Source organism: Bacillus sp. Y3, assembly GCF_008123875.1.
GTDB lineage: Bacteria > Bacillota > Bacilli > Bacillales > Bacillaceae > Bacillus > Bacillus altitudinis.
This window is the reverse complement of record NZ_VSSC01000004.1, coordinates 18744-37258: the sequence shown is the minus strand read 5'-3', so window position 1 is coordinate 37258 and position 18515 is coordinate 18744. Positions and strand designations below refer to the sequence as shown.

General features: G+C 40.6%; 15 protein-coding genes and 1 pseudogene. 13 read left to right on the top strand and 3 right to left on the bottom strand.

Translation table 11 applies throughout. The features are described 5' to 3' along the window. Window positions 1-165: 165 nt before the first annotated feature. The 9 genes and pseudogenes from ptsG to FXF70_RS09790 all read left to right on the top strand — a co-directional run bounded on the left by ptsG (window position 166) and on the right by FXF70_RS09790 (window position 9618). A complete protein-coding gene (gene ptsG / locus FXF70_RS09825) occupies window positions 166-2265 on the top strand; it encodes a glucose-specific PTS transporter subunit IIBC (protein WP_017359434.1) in 2100 nt (699 codons plus the stop codon). Window positions 2266-2358: 93 nt separating this feature from the next. Beyond that, window positions 2359-2625: a phosphocarrier protein HPr gene (locus FXF70_RS09820; protein ID WP_003211078.1), complete on the top strand. Its 267-nt coding sequence runs from the start codon at window positions 2359-2361 to the stop codon at window positions 2623-2625. Next, a complete protein-coding gene (gene ptsP / locus FXF70_RS09815; RefSeq protein WP_148780174.1) occupies window positions 2625-4343 on the top strand; it encodes a phosphoenolpyruvate--protein phosphotransferase in 1719 nt (572 codons plus the stop codon). The genes FXF70_RS09820 and ptsP overlap by 1 nt, the downstream gene beginning before the upstream one ends. A gap of 113 nt (window positions 4344-4456) precedes the next feature. Then, window positions 4457-4684, top strand: coding sequence for a transcriptional regulator SplA domain-containing protein (locus FXF70_RS09810; RefSeq protein ID WP_008348056.1), 228 nt, complete (start codon window positions 4457-4459; stop codon window positions 4682-4684). Between the two features lie 80 nt (window positions 4685-4764). Then, window positions 4765-5793, top strand: a complete 1029-nt coding sequence (gene splB, locus FXF70_RS09805) for a spore photoproduct lyase (RefSeq protein WP_007498710.1) — start codon at window positions 4765-4767, stop codon at window positions 5791-5793. 115 nt (window positions 5794-5908) lie between these two features. Further along, window positions 5909-6931: pseudogene (locus tag FXF70_RS19450) on the top strand (cache domain-containing protein); the annotation flags it as partial. Beyond that, window positions 6923-7870, top strand: coding sequence for a methyl-accepting chemotaxis protein (locus tag FXF70_RS19445; protein WP_370529227.1), 948 nt, complete (start codon window positions 6923-6925; stop codon window positions 7868-7870). The pseudogene FXF70_RS19450 and the gene FXF70_RS19445, both read left to right, overlap by 9 nt. Window positions 7871-7946: 76 nt before the next feature. After that, entirely contained in the window at window positions 7947-8732 is a 786-nt protein-coding gene (locus FXF70_RS09795) for an SDR family oxidoreductase (protein ID WP_148780173.1), read from the top strand. A gap of 13 nt (window positions 8733-8745) precedes the next feature. After that, window positions 8746-9618 carry an NAD(P)-dependent oxidoreductase gene (locus tag FXF70_RS09790; RefSeq protein ID WP_148780172.1) on the top strand — a complete coding sequence of 291 codons (873 nt, stop codon included), beginning with the start codon at window positions 8746-8748 and terminating at the stop codon, window positions 9616-9618. A gap of 114 nt (window positions 9619-9732) precedes the next feature. Here the strand turns inward: FXF70_RS09790 and FXF70_RS09785 are convergent, their stop codons facing one another. Then, window positions 9733-10530, bottom strand: a complete 798-nt coding sequence (locus FXF70_RS09785) for a CAP domain-containing protein (protein ID WP_048003071.1) — start codon at window positions 10528-10530, stop codon at window positions 9733-9735. A 336-nt stretch (window positions 10531-10866) separates the two neighbouring features. Here FXF70_RS09785 and FXF70_RS09780 point away from each other — a divergent pair, with 336 nt between their 5' ends. Beyond that, complete coding sequence (locus FXF70_RS09780) at window positions 10867-12990, top strand: peptidoglycan D,D-transpeptidase FtsI family protein (protein WP_148780171.1); 2124 nt, start codon at window positions 10867-10869, stop codon at window positions 12988-12990. A gap of 156 nt (window positions 12991-13146) precedes the next feature. Next, on the top strand, window positions 13147-14973 hold the full coding sequence (locus FXF70_RS09775; RefSeq protein ID WP_148780170.1) for a PAS domain-containing sensor histidine kinase: 1827 nt from the start codon (window positions 13147-13149) through the stop codon (window positions 14971-14973). Window positions 14974-14998: 25 nt separating this feature from the next. Here the strand turns inward: FXF70_RS09775 and FXF70_RS09770 are convergent, their stop codons facing one another. After that, window positions 14999-16171 (bottom strand): aminotransferase A, encoded by a 1173-nt coding sequence (locus FXF70_RS09770; RefSeq protein WP_019743910.1) that lies wholly within the window; start codon window positions 16169-16171, stop codon window positions 14999-15001. 294 nt (window positions 16172-16465) lie between these two features. On the opposite strand from FXF70_RS09770, the gene FXF70_RS09765 reads away from it, so the two are divergent. Beyond that, the gene (locus FXF70_RS09765; protein ID WP_017359428.1) at window positions 16466-17350 is read left to right on the top strand and encodes a cation diffusion facilitator family transporter; all 885 of its coding nucleotides are present in this window, start codon (window positions 16466-16468) and stop codon (window positions 17348-17350) included. Between the two features lie 64 nt (window positions 17351-17414). Here FXF70_RS09765 and FXF70_RS19060 read toward each other — a convergent pair whose 3' ends face one another. Next, window positions 17415-17567, bottom strand: a complete 153-nt coding sequence (locus tag FXF70_RS19060; RefSeq protein WP_017367142.1) for a hypothetical protein — start codon at window positions 17565-17567, stop codon at window positions 17415-17417. A 300-nt stretch (window positions 17568-17867) separates the two neighbouring features. Here FXF70_RS19060 and FXF70_RS09760 point away from each other — a divergent pair, with 300 nt between their 5' ends. Continuing rightward, on the top strand, window positions 17868-18407 hold the full coding sequence (locus FXF70_RS09760; RefSeq protein WP_007498690.1) for an RDD family protein: 540 nt from the start codon (window positions 17868-17870) through the stop codon (window positions 18405-18407). The last annotated feature ends 108 nt before the right edge of the window (window positions 18408-18515 follow it).

Genomic DNA, 18515 nt, shown 5'->3' with positions numbered 1-18515 from the left:
GTGACTTAAGGTAAATACAGGATAAGATCCTGTTATTTGCGCAACCTTATATCACCATGCCTTTTTTGTGTTCTGAAAGTGAAATGTAAACGGTTAATTATGAAATGTACGTCAGTGTGTCATTGAAATGCATGTTGTAAGCGAAAACAAAAGGAGGTTCAACCAGTGTTTAAATCACTTTTTGGTGTGTTGCAAAAAATTGGACGAGCACTTATGCTTCCAGTTGCGATCCTTCCTGCTGCTGGTATTTTACTAGCACTCGGAAATGCGATGCAAAATCCGCAGCTGATTGATGTCGCTCAATTTTTAAGCAATGATACAATTCAGCTTGTTGCTAGTGTTATGGAGAATGCGGGGAATATTGTCTTCTCGAATCTTCCGCTCCTATTTGCTGTAGGGGTTGCCATCGGTCTTGCCAATGGAGACGGTGTGGCAGGGATTGCCGCGATCATCGGTTACCTTGTCATGAACGTAACGATGAGTGCCGTATTAATGGCCAACGGTTCCATTCCATCCGATTCAATCAAATTGGCTAAGTTCTTTAAGGAAAGTCATCCAGCGTATGTGAATATGCTCGGCATACCGACCTTGTCTACCGGCGTGTTTGGCGGGATTATTGTCGGGGTATTAGCGGCTTATATGTTTAATAAATTTTACAAAATTGAGCTCCCGCAATATCTTGGCTTCTTTGCTGGTAAGCGTTTTGTTCCAATCGTTACGTCGATTTCAGCACTTATTTTAGGGCTTTTGATGCTCGTCATTTGGCCGCCAATCCAAGGTGCATTGAACTCATTTTCAACTGGACTGCTTGCAGCGAATGAGCCGCTAGCTGCCTTTGTATTTGGTGTCATTGAACGCTCATTAATTCCGTTTGGTCTGCATCACATATTCTACGCACCATTCTGGTATGAATTTTTTAGCTATAAGAGCTTATCAGGAGATATTATCCGTGGTGACCAGCGTATTTTCATGGCGCAAATCAAAGATGGTGTTCAGCTGACAGCCGGTACATTCATGACAGGGAAATATCCGTTCATGATGTTTGGACTTCCAGCAGCAGCACTTGCGATTTACCATGAAGCAAAACCTAAGAATAAAAAACTTGTAGCAGGAATTATGGGGTCAGCGGCCCTTACTTCTTTCCTAACAGGGATCACTGAACCGCTTGAATTCTCATTCTTGTTTGTTGCACCGATATTATTTGCGATTCACTGTGTATTTGCTGGATTATCCTTTATGATAATGGATATTCTAAACGTGAAAATCGGGATGACCTTCTCAGGAGGGTTAATCGACTTCTTCCTATTTGGTATCCTGCCGAATAGAACCGCTTGGTGGCTTGTTATTCCAGTCGGTCTCGTACTGGCTGTCATTTACTACTTCGGATTCAGATTTGCGATTCGCAAGTTTAATCTGAAAACGCCAGGACGAGAAGATGAAGCAGCTGACGGTGCAAGCAGCGCTCAATCTGGAAAAGGCGATGACTTACCTTATGAAATTCTTGAAGCAATGGGTGACCAAGAAAACATTAAACACCTAGATGCTTGTATTACGCGTTTACGTGTCACTGTAAATGATCAGAAAAAAGTGGATAAAGACCGCTTGAAAAAGCTTGGCGCTTCAGGTGTCCTTGAAGTCGGGAATAACATCCAGGCCATCTTTGGACCACGCTCTGATAATTTAAAAACACAAATGCAGGACATTATTGCAGGGCGCACACCTCGACCAGCGAAAGACCCTTCTGCAAAAGAAGAAGTCAGTCAGCAGGTTGAAGAAGTCATTGCAAAACCGCTTCAAAACGAACAAGGGGAAGAAATGTTTGCTTCACCAATTACAGGGGAGCTGCATCCAATTACAGATGTGCCAGATCAAGTATTCTCAGGGAAAATGATGGGTGACGGTTTTGCTATCTTGCCAAAAGAGGGAACAGTGGTTTCACCAGTAAGAGGAAAAATCTTAAATGTGTTCCCAACAAAACACGCCATCGGCCTCCAGTCTGATGGTGGACTTGAAATCTTGATTCACTTCGGGATTGATACAGTCAGCCTCAAAGGAGAAGGATTTGAAGCATTTGTACAAGAGGGAGATCAAGTAGAAATCGGTCAAAAACTTTTAGAGGTTGATATTGATAAAATTAAGTCAGAAGTACCATCTTTAATGACACCAATTGTATTTACAAACTTAAGTGAAGGACAATTTATTGACCTTCAAGAATCCGGTGAAATCAAAGCTGGCCAAGAAAACATCATGAAAATTTCAAAATAATTTTCATAACTGCCGTTCTTGTTAGATGACAAGCTCGGCAGTATGATATAATATTGTGGATGTATGAAATGTATAAAAAGGAGATTGATAAAAATGGCTCAACAAACATTCAAAGTAACTGCAGATTCTGGAATTCACGCACGTCCTGCAACAGTTCTTGTACAAACTGCTAGTAAATATGATGCTGATATCAACTTAGAATATAATGGTAAAACAGTGAACCTGAAATCTATTATGGGTGTAATGTCTCTAGGAATTGCGAAAGGTGCTACAATCACAATCTCTGCTTCTGGTTCTGATGAAAATGATGCACTTGCTGCGCTAAAAGACACAATGAAAAGTGAAGGCCTAGGCGAGTAATGCAACAACTGAAAGGAATCGGTGCTTCAGCAGGCGTTGCGATTGCAAAAGCATATCGTCTAGAAGAACCAGATTTAACAGTTCACCAAAAAGACATCAATGATCCAGAGACAGAAGTGAAACGCTTTGAAGAAGCAATTCATGTTTCAAAGCAAGAACTTGAAGCAATTAAAGAACATGCGCTAAAAGAACTTGGCCAAGATAAAGCGGATATTTTTTCTGCACACCTTCTTGTGTTAAGTGATCCAGAGCTGCTCAACCCAGTGAAGGATAAAATCACATCGGATAAAGTAAATGCTGAATTTGCTTTAAAAGAAACAGCAACAATGTTCGTTACAATGTTTGAAGCAATGGACAATGAATACATGAAAGAACGTGCAGCGGATATTCGCGACGTTACAAAACGTGTCACTGGTCATTTGCTAGGCGTTGACATTCCAAACCCAAGTATGATTTCTGAAGAAGTCATTATCATTGCTGAAGATTTAACACCTTCTGATACAGCTCAGCTGAACAGACAATTTGTCAAAGGTTTTGCGACAGATATCGGTGGTCGTACTTCTCACTCAGCGATTATGGCAAGATCAATGGAAATCCCAGCAGTTGTTGGAACAAAAGAAGCAACAAAAACGGTGAAAAACAATGATCTGATCATTGTTGATGGTATTAGTGGAGACGTCATCATTCAGCCTTCTGAAGATGAAGTGAAAGCGTATCAAAAAAAGCATGAAGACTACTTAGCTCAAAAAGCGGAATGGGCGAAACTTGTTGACCAACCAACGGTCACAAAAGACGGCGTTCACGTAGAGTTAGCTGCGAATATTGGAACACCTGAAGATGTGAAAGGTGTACTTGAAAATGGCGGCGAAGCAGTTGGATTGTACCGTACAGAATTTTTATACATGGGCAGAGATCAGCTCCCAACAGAAGAAGAGCAGTTCGATGCGTATAAAACCGTTTTAGAGAAAATGGAAGGCAAGGCTGTGGTTGTCCGCACACTAGATATTGGTGGCGATAAAGAACTTCCTTACTTGCAGCTTCCAAAAGAAATGAACCCGTTCCTTGGCTATAGAGCGATCCGCCTTTGCCTTGAAGAGCAGGAGATTTTCAGAACACAGCTACGCGCGTTACTTCGTGCAAGTACATATGGAAACTTGAAAATCATGTTCCCTATGATCGCGACGTTATCAGAATTTAGAGAAGCAAAAGCTATTTTACTTGAAGAAAAAGAAGCATTGGTTGCTGCTGGTACAGAAGTATCTGATTCCATTGAAATCGGAATGATGGTAGAAATTCCATCAACAGCTGTTATCGCAGATCAATTTGCAAAAGAAGTAGATTTCTTCAGTATTGGAACAAATGATTTGATTCAATACACAATGGCTGCTGATCGAATGAACGAACGAGTGTCTTATCTTTACCAGCCATACAATCCAGCTATTTTACGCCTCATAACGCTTGTGATTGAAGCAGCGCATAAAGAAGGTAGATGGGTTGGCATGTGCGGTGAGATGGCAGGAGATGAAATCGCAATCCCGCTCTTACTTGGATTAGGATTAGATGAATTTTCAATGAGCGCAACATCGATTCTTCCAGCAAGAACGCAGTTAAGCAAGCTTTCTAAGGAAGAAGCTGCATCATTTAAAGAGCATATCTTATCACTGAGTACAACTGAAGAAGTGGTTGATTTCGTGAAAAAAACGTTTCAACATAACTAGGTGATGTAAACCAGACAGGTCAAACTGTCTGGTTTTTTTGTCGAATTTTATCATAATCAGTCATATCGCTTGCAGAGAAGGGCATCCTAACATAAAAAATGGAGGTGACCAGTTTGTCTTTCTCTGACTATAAGCCAGGTGATCAAGTATATGTCATTTATCGAAATCCACATGCAGCCAATGTTGCACAAATTAAAGAAGCGGAAATCGTTTCACACCCTTACAATGAACAAGAGCTTGCGCTATTTCTACTTGAAACATATCACCCATTAGCCCCTGATGATGCCGTATTTCCAACATACGAAGAAGCAGAAGCCCTTTATCAAGATCTGTTTGAATAAGGGAGATTTTAGAAAGGATAGAAGCCATCCTGAGAGGTTAAAGTAACGGTATGAACCTATAAGGTAAGGATGTGCTAAATATGATCAAACCGTTCGTTCCTCAGCTTGTGTATATTGAACCTCGGGCGCTAGAGTACCCATTAGGACAAGAGCTGAAAGAAAAATTTGAAGGTATGGGAATTGAAATTAGAGAAACAACCTCACACAACCAAGTGAGAAATATTCCGGGGAAAAATGATTTACAAAAGTACCGTAATGCAAAATCGACGCTCGTTATCGGCGTGAGAAAAACCTTGAAATTTGATACATCTAAACCATCTGCAGAGTATGCCATTCCGTTTGCGACAGGATGCATGGGGCATTGCCATTATTGCTACCTGCAAACGACGATGGGGAGTAAGCCGTACATTCGCACATATGTCAATGTAGAAGAGATCTTAGATCAGGCTGAACAGTACATGAACGAGCGTGCACCTGATATCACGCGATTTGAAGCCTCGTGTACATCTGATATCGTGGGAATTGACCATTTGACTCACACACTCAAACGAGCGATTGAATACTTTGGTCAAACCGATCTTGGCAAACTACGCTTTGTTACGAAATTTCATCATGTAGACCATTTGTTAGACGCAAAACACAATGGGCGAACAAGATTCCGCTTTAGTATCAATGCCGATTATGTCATTAAATATTTCGAACCTGGAACATCACCACTCGATCAGCGGATTGAAGCGGCTGTAAAGGTAGCAAAAGCAGGCTATCCACTGGGCTTTATTATTGCCCCTATTTACATTCATGAAGGGTGGCAAGAGGGCTATAAAGTCCTATTTGAAAAACTCGATGCAGCTCTCCCTGAAGAAGTGAGACAAGATATCACCTTTGAAATGATTCAGCACCGTTTTACAAAACCGGCGAAGCGTGTCATCCAAAAAAACTATCCGAAAACAAAACTAGAACTAGATGAAGAAAAGAGAAGATATAAGTGGGGTAGATATGGAATTGGAAAATATATCTATCAAAAAGATGAAGAACAAGAACTTAGACAGACATTAGAATCATATATCGAACAGTACTTTCCGTCTGCAAAAATTGAATATTTTACTTAAAACAAGTCATTATGGCTTGTTTTTTCTATTTAAATTTTCTTACAACTATTGAATGCGGTACCAATTTTGCCGATATACACATTAAGATGCGAAAGTAGGATGTAGGGGTGATGAGATGTTTAAGAAACTTCAAGTGAGAATAGCTGTTTTCATCTCAGTTATTTTAATTTTAACCGTTGTCGCAGTTCAAGTGGGTTCCAATTTAGTATTAAGACCATTGATTGAACGAGATGCGAAAACAACGACAGCAGCAACGGCAGAAAGCATGAGAGACATCATAGCACTAAAGCTTGAGAATTACGGTGATACGATTAACAAATTGGCAACAAGTACACTTACTGAAGATTTTGCACAAAAACAAACAAAGCAGACATTGGCATTTGAAAACGATGAATTAAAAGGATTGCAGGAGCAGGATGAACTCATCTCGCTTGCCTATATAGGAACAAGTGATGGTAAAATGTTCGCTTTCCCGGAGTCCGATTTTGGTGAAGGGTATGATCCGTCTAAACGAGACTGGTATATTCAAGCAGCTGAAAAGCCTGACGAAGTCCTATGGACAGATCCGTACATTGATAAAGCAACAAATGAAATGGTCGTTTCAGCCACGAAGGCGATCGTACGAAATGGGAAAGTAGTCGGTGTCGCTGGACTTGACTTGAAACTGGCTTCCATTCAGTCTTATATAAAAGAACAAAAGATTCCTTATATGGGAACGGCTTTCTTAGTTGACGGCACAGGGACCATTTTGGCACATCCAACAGAGCAAGGAAAAAATATCTCAAAAGTCGCTTCTGTGAAAAAAGCGATCGACAACTCGGGTATTGATGATGACAAACAGCTGACCGTCATCTCAAAAATTAAAGAGGCAAACTGGACGATCGGTGTGAGCTTCGAGAAAAAGAAACTTCTTTGGATCACTGAACAAATGAATCAGACAAGTATCATTATTTCTGTCATTGCCATTATACTTGCCATGATTCTAAGCTACTTATTGGCTAGAAGCATTACAACACCAATTAAACGCCTCATCGAGCATGTTCGTAAAGTGTCTGAAGGCGATTTAACCAGCTCGCTTGAGTCGAAGTCTCAGGATGAGATAGGTTTCCTGACGAAAAGCTTTAATCAAATGACTGAAGGTATCAGGGACTTAATTGAAAAAGTGAAAGAGTCTTCAGATCAGGTTGTGAAATCAACGGATGAAGTGACACAAATTTCAAACGAGACCTTGCTGTCTAGTGAACAGATTGCAACGGCTATTCAAGAGGTCGCTGTAGGAGCAACGAAACAAGCATCAGAAGCGGAAACCATTAATGAAAAATCAGAGCATTTGTATGAAAAAGTTCGTCATATGGGTGAGCTTGCCACGCAAATGCAAACCAACTCAAAATCATCGGAAGATGCAAGCTATAGAGGACTTGATGCTCTTGGTCTGCTCGTCCAAAAATCAACACAAGCGAATGAAGAATCGAAGAAGGTAGAGCAAATGCTGCTTGACCTTGAGCATAAAACAAAAAATATTGAAAACGTCGTAACAGCGATCTCTGAAATCTCAGATCAAACGAATTTACTCGCACTGAATGCAAGTATTGAAGCAGCGAGAGCAGGAGAAAGCGGAAGAGGATTTGCTGTTGTTGCAGAAGAAGTCAGAAAGCTGGCTGAACAATCTGCAGAATCAACGAAACATATTAGTGAAACCGTAAAACTCATTCAAGATGAATCGAAAAAGGCAGCTGAAGCGATGACAGCAGCAAGCAAAATGAATGAAGAACAAGGTGATGCCATCAATTCAACAGGTGAGGCACTCAGTAGTATCACAATGGAAATGCAGGCACTTGTCGGCTCCATTGACAGCATTCATACACAAATCAATGAAATGACTGAAGAACAGCAGAAAATGAATGATTCCATTCAAAGTATTGCGGCCATTTCACAAGAATCCGCCGCTTCAGCTGAGGAAGTACATGCTTCCACAGACGAACAAGTACAAGCTTTAGAAAGAACGAAAACATCAACAGAAATGTTGAACGAATCAAGTCAGGCACTGCGTCAGGCAGTCAATCGGTTTAAACTATAATCTTGCAGAAAAGAACCTTGCCATGTGAGCAAGGTTCTTTTTGTATGATAAAATATGAACAGAGGAGGGTGCCAACATGCATGTTAATCTATCTGGAAAAAAAGCATTGGTCGCAGCAAGCAGTCAAGGTATCGGTAAAGCCATTGCCTTTCATCTTGCAAAAGAGGGAGCAGATGTGATGCTCTCGGGAAGACATGAGCAAACGCTGCAAGAAGCGGTCAAAGAATTATCCCCGCTTGTAAAAGGGAAGCTAACGTATCAAGTATGTGATGTATCTGATGCCGAGCAAATTAAAGCGCTTGTCGTCGCAGCAACAGGTGATGAAAAACGTCTTGATATACTAGTGAACAACACAGGCGGTCCTCAAACAGGAACACTTGAAACCTTAACAGATGAAGATTGGATGGAATCATTTCAGCTTCATTTACTCAGCTATATTCGGTTATTAAAAGAAGCCTTGCCGTATTTAAAAAAACAAGGTGCACGAGTGTTAAATATTGCATCTATGTCGGTCAAAGAACCGATCCCAGGCTTGATGCTGTCGAATACATTTAGACCGGCCATTACCGGCTGGACAAAAACAGCTGCTCAGGAGCTTGCCAAAGATGGTATTTTGATCAATACCTTAGCCCCGGGGAAAATTGAAACAGAGCGCGTGAAACAGTTGGACAAACACCGTGCACAGGAGGAGCAACAATCGGTTGAAGAGATCAAAGCACAAGCTGAACGTATGATTCCGCTGGGCCGTTACGGACAGCCAGAGGAATTTGCAGCATATGCGGCTTTTCTTTTATCTGAAGCCAATACATATATGACAGGTCAAACCCTCATCATTGATGGTGGATTGACAAAGTCTCTATAAGGGGGAATTCGTGATGGCACAAATCAAAACAGTTGGTTTTATTGGAATCGGTGTAATGGGCCGTAGTATGGCAGGGCATTTAATGGATGCTGGCTACGAAGTTCTTGTTTATACAAGAACAAAAGCAAAGGCAGACACATTGGTTCAAAAAGGTGCTCTTTGGAAATCGACCGTAAAGGAGATCGCAAAGGAGGCAGATGCCGTCATCACAATGGTCGGGTATCCATCAGATGTAGAAGAAGTCTATTTAGGAGAAGATGGACTCGTGACACATGCTGCGCCTGGTACATACCTCATTGATATGACCACATCGAAACCTCAGCTGGCAAAAGAAATTGAAACGAAAGCGAAGGAAAAAGGACTATTTGCATTAGATGCGCCGGTCTCTGGCGGAGACATAGGAGCCAAAAATGGCACGCTGGCCATTATGATTGGTGGAGAAAAAGCAGCCTATGAAGCGTGCCTGCCGCTATTTCAGCAAATGGGAGAAAATATTCAATATCAAGGACCTGCAGGAAGTGGTCAGCATACAAAAATGTGTAACCAAATTGCTATCGCAGCAGGGATGGTAGGTGTGGCTGAGGCAATGGCCTATGCTGAAAAATCAGGACTTGATTCAGAGCAGGTACTTAAAAGCATTACAACAGGAGCAGCCGGCAGCTGGTCTTTGTCAAACCTTGCGCCAAGAATGCTGAAAGGTGATTTCGAGCCAGGATTTTATGTGAAGCATTTTATTAAGGATATGGGCATTGCACTTGAAGAGGCAGAGCTGATGGGAGAAGAGATGCCAGGCCTTTCACTAGCGAAGTCATTATATGAAAAACTCAGCGAACAGGGCGAAGAAAACAGCGGAACACAAAGCATCTATAAATTATGGGTGAAATAAAAAAACTGCCCCGCCTAGGTGGAACAGTTTGTAGCGTGTAAACAAGCCCTCACATGGCTGAAAAAAGAAGACAAATTAAAAACCTGTCCCAAATAGAGACAGGTTTTTTTGATCTTATTTTCCGATGAATTGCTGCGTCCAGTAGTTACCAGATTTCACATAACCTACACCGATATGTGTATAGTTTTTGTTTAAAATGTTCGCTCTGTGACCTTCACTGTTCATCCAAGCTGTTACTACTTCTTGAGGTGATCTTTGACCTTGAGCAATGTTTTCACCTGCTGTTTTGTACGTGATACCAAATTGCTTCATTTGATCAAATGGAGATCCGTAAGTTGGGCTTGTATGAGAGAAATAGTTTTTATCTTTCATATCTTGTGATTTAGCGCGAGCAGATTTGCTTAATTTAGAATCAACAGAAAGAGCTTTTAAGCCTTGTTTTGCACGCTCTTTATTTGTCAGTTCAACCACTTCTTGTTCAAATGCATTTAAGCTGCTGTCTGCTTTTGTTGCAGTTGTGTCTTTTTGATCAGATTTTGAGCTGTTGTTCGTTGTGTTTTGTTTTGCTGGTGTGCTTGGTTTAGAAGCAGCTGGTTTTTTCACTGATTCTTGTTTTTGCTCATTTTTTGCTTTATTAACTTCTTTCACCACTTTTGTACCAGTAACAGGTTGACCACTTTTGATCAGCTTGTTTAATAGAGCTTCGATCTCTTTTTGATTTGAAGTGCTTAGCTTGTTTACATCTGAAGAGATATGTAATTTTGCAGCTAATGTATGAAGATCAATGGCTTGATGCTGTACGTTTATGACTTGTTTCAGGTTAAGCTCTTTCGCATCAGCTGAATGCCCTCCAGTGAACGTGATCAATGCAGCAGCTGTCAGCGCTGAAAAAATGAATGATTTCTTTTTCATTTTGTAACTCCTCCTAAAATCTTTGTTTTGTTTTCTCACAGAAAATCATAACATGGACTTTTTGTTATAAACGTACCAGCATCCTCCATTGACAACGCCCATTTGTCATTTTTGTTAAAGTCATAGAAAGAGTCTCTTCATATCAATGAATGGAGAATCTTTCTATTTAAAGAAAACGACATAAACATACCAATATTTTAAAGTGTTAGTATATTTTTTTGCAGAATAGGGATTGACAGCTTTTTTTCACTTGTTTCGCTGTAACAACTATTACAAAAGTGTTACAATAATGAGTGGTAATTGTAAAAGATTGAAAGGATGAGAGGAGCTACATAAGTGGGAGAGAAACAGCATCAAGGTGCTGCCGAGCAGAAAAAAATGAAGCGCCGGAACGCCTGGAGAATTAATCTCTTTTTCTTCGCTGTATTTAGTTTATTTGCTGGACTTGTCATCAAGCTCGGCGTGCTGCAAATCGTCAATGGTGAGGATTATAAAAAGCAAGCCAACCGAACTGAGGTCAAAACAGCATCATACCCGTCTCCAAGAGGAAAAATGTATGACGCGAGAGGAAGAGTCGTTGTTGATAACGAAAGTGTACCTGCCATCGTTTATACATCAGAAAGCGGTGTGAAAGCGGAGGATAAGATTAAAGTAGCAAGAAAACTTGCGACTTATATAAAAATGGATACAGATTTTTTGAGAGAGCGTGACATTCGAGATTTTTGGCTGGCCAGCCACCCGAAAGAAGCGGATAAGCTCATTTCAAAAGCAGAGCAAAAGAATCTTAAAGCAAAAGATGTCTATCCTCTTCAAGTAGAGCGTGTGCCTAAAAAAGAAGTCAAGGCGATCGAAAAAGATGCAGAGGAAAAAGCAGTTGCAGCGATCTATCGCAGGTTTACAGGCGGATATGCCTTTGAACCTCAAATCGTGAAAGCGATGGACCCGAACGAAGAGAAAAAAGGGGACGAAAAAGTTGCGCTGCTTGATGAAACAAAAGAATCAAAACAGACATCATCCGTAAGTTTGACATACGAAGAGATCTCACTTGTATCAGAGCATCTTGATGAACTGCCTGGTGTAAATGTCATCAATGACTGGACAAGGAAATATCCGTATGAAAAAACCCTTTATAATGTCCTTGGCGGTGTCACCACCCCAGAGCAAGGCATTATAAAAGAGCGTGAAGATTACTATATGGCAAGAGGTTACTCGAGAAATGACCGAGTAGGAAAAAGTTATTTAGAATATCAATATGAGGATTTTCTCAATCCAGAAAAAGCAACTGTTCAATATACACAGGTCGGCGGAAAACTGCTTGATGAAATCAAGCGGACAGAAGGACGAAGAGGACTTGACCTTGCACTCACATTTGATATGGAGCTGCAAAAGGAAGTCGACAAAATCGTTGAATCAGAGCTAAGATCCGCTAGTGCAAGAAACTATATGATGGACCGTGCCTTTGTTGTGATGATGGACCCAAACACAGGTGATGTTCTCGCGATGTCAGGAAAGAAAATGGACGGCAGAGACGTCACAGATTATGCGATCGGAACATTTACGACACAGTATGAAATGGGCTCTGTTGTCAAAGGAGCTACTGTCCTCTCTGGTTATCAAGATGGCATGTCACACAACCAATCCTATATGGATACACCGCTGTATTTTGCGGGAAGTGGAAAACCGAAGAGGTCTTACAAAGATCTTGGGTGGGTTAACGACCTTCAGGCACTCCAAAAAAGTTCCAACGTTTATATGTTCCAAGTGGCGATGAGAATGGCAGGGATTACCTATCAAAAAGATGGCCCGTTACGGGCAAGACCTGAACACTTACAAAAAATGAGAAACTACTATGCGCAATTCGGTCTTGGTGTGAAAACAGGCATCGATTTGCCGCAGGAATCAAGCGGAATGCAGACGCATCCTCAGACAGTCGGCGGACTCTTGCTTGATGAAGCGATTGGTCAGTATGACACGTATACACCACTTCAAGTCGCACAATACATGTCGACCATCGCAAATGGAGGTAACCGTATTCAGCCAAGAGTGGTGAAAAGTGTTCACTTTCCAACGAATAAGGAAGAAGTAGGCCCTGTTGTGAAGAAATATGAGCCAAAGGTGCTGAACACCATTAACAACTCGAAAGCAGATATTGACCGTGTCAAAATGGGACTAAAAATGGTCACATCAACAGGCGGGACTGCCGCTGGCCGGTTCGGTCAGCATGATGTCGCAGGGAAAACGGGTACAGCCCAAACCTTCTACTATGGTGCCAACCGGAGCTGGTGGGGGAATGCCACGTACAATTTAACCTTTGGAGGATATTATCCTTCTTCCAATCCGAAAGTGGCATTTAGTGTCGTCACACCGTATGTATCAGATAAAGATCCTGTCATTAAAACCATTCCAAGTAAAATTGTTGATAAGTACGTTGAATTACAAAAGAAATATGAAAAGCAATAAACAGCAGGGAGCACAGCAAGAGAAAGTGCTCCCTTTTTGCTGAAAATATGGACGTTTCACACGAGATTGGGAGGAAAATACGGTTTTTCTAGCGAATCCTTTTTATACATCAAACTAAGGACAACCCTAAAAAAATTAAAGGAGGGTCGGACGACGATGGAACAAAAAATGAAAGATTCGAATCAGCTGTACTCGAATATTGATTTACATGCCGTTCTTTCTTCTAATGGCCGCTTTCTCTACATTTCTTCCAATTGTAAGCAGCTTTTGCTCTATGAACAAAAGGATTTACTAGGGTGTTTTTTGAAAGACTTTGTTCATACCGAAGATCAATTTCTCGTCGAAAGTTATTTCTATAATCAGCACATGCTAGAGATTTGCCACTTTAGACTGCTTAGAAGTGATCTTACAGCTGTATGGGTAGAAGCAAGCATTGATTTTGTTGCTTGTGATGGGTTAGACAACGAATTAAGTAGAGAAATGATCCTGAAAATGAGGGTAATGAATACAGAGCCTCAAAAAGCAGTATTTCAACCAACAGAAGTGTCAGAACAGTCGTTAGGCAGTCTACCGGCTTTCCAAGATGTCAGTGAAGCTGAAAATCTGATTGCCATGCTGCCAAATCCGTTATGTATTACGGCGCTTGGGAAAATTGTGTATGCCAACGATGCGATGCTGCAATTAATGGGTGTATGTACAAAAGATGAAATGATCGGCAAGTCTGCGTTTGATTTTATTGCCGAGGAGTACCATGACATTGTGAGAAGCCGAATCAAAAGACTGCAGCAAGGCCTTCCAGTCGGAATGATAGAACAAATATGGAAAAGGAAAGACGGGAGCATGATTCATATTGAAGTGAAGTCATCTCCGGCAATTTATCAAAATCAACGTGCAGAACTTTTACTATTAGTAGATATCTCTTCCCGTAAAAAATTTCAAACCGTTCTTCAAAAAAGTAGAGAGCGGTATCAGCTGCTTATCCAAAATTCTATTGATACCATTGCCGTCATCCACGATCATAAATGGGTATTTATGAATGAATCAGGTATTAAATTATTTGAAGCCGAACATTACGATAAATTAATCGGAAAAGATATCTTTCATCAAATCCATTCATGTGATCAGCAAAAAGTGAAAAAGAGCTTATCACGTATTATCGAAAGAGCATCAGATTCTGAGATTGTGACGATGAGCTGCCATACGTTTAAACACCGGTTGATTTATACAGAAATGGTTTGTATCCCTACCACATTTTTTGGTGAAACAGCCGTTCAAATTATTTTAAGAGATATATCTGAACGAAAACAAACAGAAGAACTCATGCTGCGCTCTGAAAAATTATCAATCGCAGGTCAATTGGCAGCAGGCATTGCACATGAAATAAGGAATCCACTGACGGCGATTAAGGGCTTTTTACAGCTCATTAAACCAAAAACAAAAGACCGTGATCAATATTTTGAAATTGTCTTCTCTGAGCTGAGCCGGATTGAAATCATCTTAAGTGAGCTACTAATGCTTGCGAAGCCGCAGCAAACAGCATCTATGCAGACGCTTGATTTGAAAAAAATCATTAGCGAAGTCACCGCTCTGTTAGAGACACAGGCCAACTTAAATGGAATTTTGATGAACACAAGTGATATCGAGGAGGATCTCCTGATGAATGGGGATCAAAACCAGCTGAAGCAGGTGTTTATCAATTTAATCAAAAATGCCGTCGAATCCATGCCGGACGGAGGGAAGGTAGACATTACCGCCAAAGCCGAAAAAGAAGGGATACTTGTCACGATTAGAGATGAAGGAATTGGTATTCCTGAATCGGTCATGAAGCGGATCGGTGAACCTTTTTTAACGACAAAAGAAAAGGGAACAGGGCTTGGGCTCATGGTGACATTTAATATTTTAGAAAATCACAACGGAACCATCCGGGTAGATAGCCACCCTGAGAAAGGGACTGTGTTTCACATCATGTTTCCCGCAACATAAAAACAACGGCAAGAGAGCCGTTGTTTCATCCGTCTGTTGATTGTATGGAACGCTTTTCAAGTACAAATTGTTCGAGACGGTCAAGTCCTTCTTTTAACGTTTCAAGTGAATATGCATAGGAAAGGCGCACATATCCTTCTCCGAGTGAAGAGAAAGCAGAACCAGGTACGACCGCAAGTTTTGTGCTTTCTAACAACTCCATGCAAAAATCAAAAGAACTCATCCCAAACGATTCAATGGAAGGGAAAATATAAAAAGCGCCGGAAGGCTTAATGACCGGAAGCCCCATAGAAATGAGTCGATCATATACATAGTCGAGCCTTTTCTTATATTGCTCTCTCATGATCAGTGCATCATCTACACCATTTGTCACTGCTTCAAGTGCCGCCTTTTGTGAGATAGCCGAGGCACAAGACACGTTATATTGATGTACTTTTAATACATGTTTAGCAATAGGAGCGGAAGCAAATAAAAAGCCGATTCTCCATCCGGTCATGCTATGAGATTTTGACAGTCCATTGATGACAATCGTCTGTTCCTTTAAGAAAGAAGCAATGGAATGATGTGGACGATCAAATGTCAGCTCACTATAAATTTCATCAGATAGAATAAAAATATCCTTTCCTTCAAGAAGCTGTGCAATTTCTTTCAATTCTTCTTCTAATAGCGTGACCCCAGTTGGATTTGAAGGGTATGGAAGGACAACACACTTTGTCTTTTCCGTTAATGCATCTTCAATCAGCTTGGCATTTAATTTAAAACCGGCATTTGTTGTGTCGATATGCACGGGCACCGCACCGCACATCCGAATGATCGGTTCATAGCCAGGGTACACAGGGCCGGGCAGGATGACCTCATCGCCTTCAGTCAAAATGGTTCGAAACGCAGCATCAATTGCTTGACTCGCACCTGTTGTCACAATGATTTCTGTCTCTGCATCATAATCAAGATGGACTTTCTTTTTGATGTATTGCTGGATCGCTTGTCTTAGCTCTAAAAACCCAGCGTTATGAGTATACGAGGTGAAATTCTCGTCAATGGCTGTTTTGGCAGCTGTTTTGACATGATGCGGCGTATAAAAATCGGGCTGACCTATGGTCAATGAAACGACATCCTCATATGAAGATACGAGATTTGAAAATGTTCGAATGCCTGAAATTTCAATATCCTTTACTCTTGGATTCAGCAAATGCTCCATTTCTCATCACCTTAAAAATTTATGTTTTTATCCTATTTTACCATTCACTGCATAAATGTCACCTGCGGAAAGGCTTCGGATATCGTTATATGTAGTCTATTCTCCTATCCATCACAGCATGAGTGATAGATGAAGAAAGAGCAACATTTATTATAGCGTAACCTGCTCGGAAAATACAGCTCTGCTTAAGATGATTAGAATAAGGCAAAACGGTATAAACTGAAAGAACGAGAGAATCGAGTCATGGGAATTGCTTTCACAGGCATACGATCTCCTGAAGGAGGACGATAATAGATGGATCAATCAGCAAAGACATCGAAAATAGCCTTTTTATCCGTCATGAGTAATACGTTTGTTGTGGTCCTTAAAATCATTGTAGGGGTGTTAACTGGATCTGTTGCGGTTTTATCAGAAGCCATTCACTCTTTTCTCGATTTAATGGCCTCTTTTATTGCATTTATCTCTGTTCGTATTTCAAGAAAGCCGGCAGATTCAAAACATCCTTATGGACATGGGAAAGTTGAGAATATTTCTGGAACGATTGAAACTTTGTTGATTTTTGTTGCTGGGATTTGGATCATTTATGAATGTGTTCATAAATTAATGCATCCAGAGCCTGTTAAACTGCCGGTACTTGGTATTGTGGTCATGCTGATCGGCGCACTTATCAATTTTGTTGTGTCAAGAGTTGTGAACAAAGAGGCAGAGCGAGTACATTCTGTTGCCATGAAATCGAATGCACTGCATCTTTTAACAGATGTGTTTACGTCACTAGGGGTTGCCATTAGTTTATTGCTTGTTGCATTAACGGACTGGTATTTCCTCGATCCGATTATTGGAATGGTGCTAGCGCTCTATATTATGCGTGAAGCATTTAAACTCATGAAGGAAGCCTTCCCGCCGCTTGTCGACGCCCGGTTAACCCCGGAAGAAGAACAAGCGATAGAGGCCATCATTCAAACATTCAGCCAAGAATTCATTGAATATCATGACTTTCGAACAAGACGATCCGGTGCTGAAGAATATATTGATTTTCATTTGATTGTTCATGGAAAAACAACCATTGAAGATGTTCACCAATTATGTGATCGAATTGAAGAGAACATTCAGCAGGCGTTTCCGCATGCACAAATCTTTATTCATGTAGAACCTGAAAGTGAAAGAAGCACACAAACGTAAAAAGGCGATACCACCTCTTTGAAGGTTGTATCGCCTTTTTTTACGCTTCATCTATGAAATGAAATCAATATCCATAAGCAGTATCGTAATCTTCATACCAAGAGATATAAGCAGCATCTTCATTTGATAAACCATGTTTCATATCTAAAAAATCAGCTTCGCAAATATCTTCAATCACAGTCATTTCGTTGTTCTTTAATAGTACGACAGTTCCCATCATGAACACCTTTCTTTAAAAAATCCTTGACTATTGTACCATGTGAAACGTGATTGTCAACAGAAGAATCGAAATGAGAGGAAAATATCACAAAATGTTAAAAAATCAGGCGTTGAAAGAACTAGATGTGCCATAATTTTCGTGAATTTTCAGTATTTATTCACATAAATCATCATTGAAAAATGATCTAAAATTCATGTAAAAATGTAAAGCTCCATTGATCTTGCGATATTCATAAGATATAATAACGAATGATTATAAGAAATTTATAGAAAACATACATAATAAAGGAGAAATAGGATGGAAACAAACATGTCAGAAGCACCTATTCAAGAAGAAAAACATCCTGAACTAGCTGGAGTAGGTTATCGTTTTCTTGCTCATCTTTTAGACGGTGTCATTATTAGTGTACCATTTTCAATCATTGTATTTATTCTCGCAACACTCTTTTTTGTCTCAAGCCCTGAGGCGGCATTTTTAATGTATGATGATAGCTATTACTATTCTTCAACGGTGATCACGGATGAAGAATGGGCAGTCATTGTGGGCCTTCTCTTTTTCTATGGCGTAACGACCTTAATCGGTATCGCGGTGACTTGGCTTTATTATGCGATCATGGAATCATCAAAGTTGCAAGGAACTCTTGGCAAGATGGCTCTTGGCATCAAAGTGACAAAAGTAACGGGTGGAAAAATAACATTTGGGCGCGCGACAGGCCGCTTTTTTGCAAAAGGCTTTTTGTCTCCAATCTTATTCATTGGCTACATCATTGCGTTTTTCACAGAAAAAAAACAAGCACTTCACGACTTGATTGCAAGTACCATTGTCGTAAAGAAATAATGAAAAGAAGCACCTCTGCTAAATAGTACGGGGTGCTTTTTGTATAGATTGCTTGTATGGAAGAGGGAAACGTCACATAAAGTAGAATGATAGTGAAAATAAAGCAGA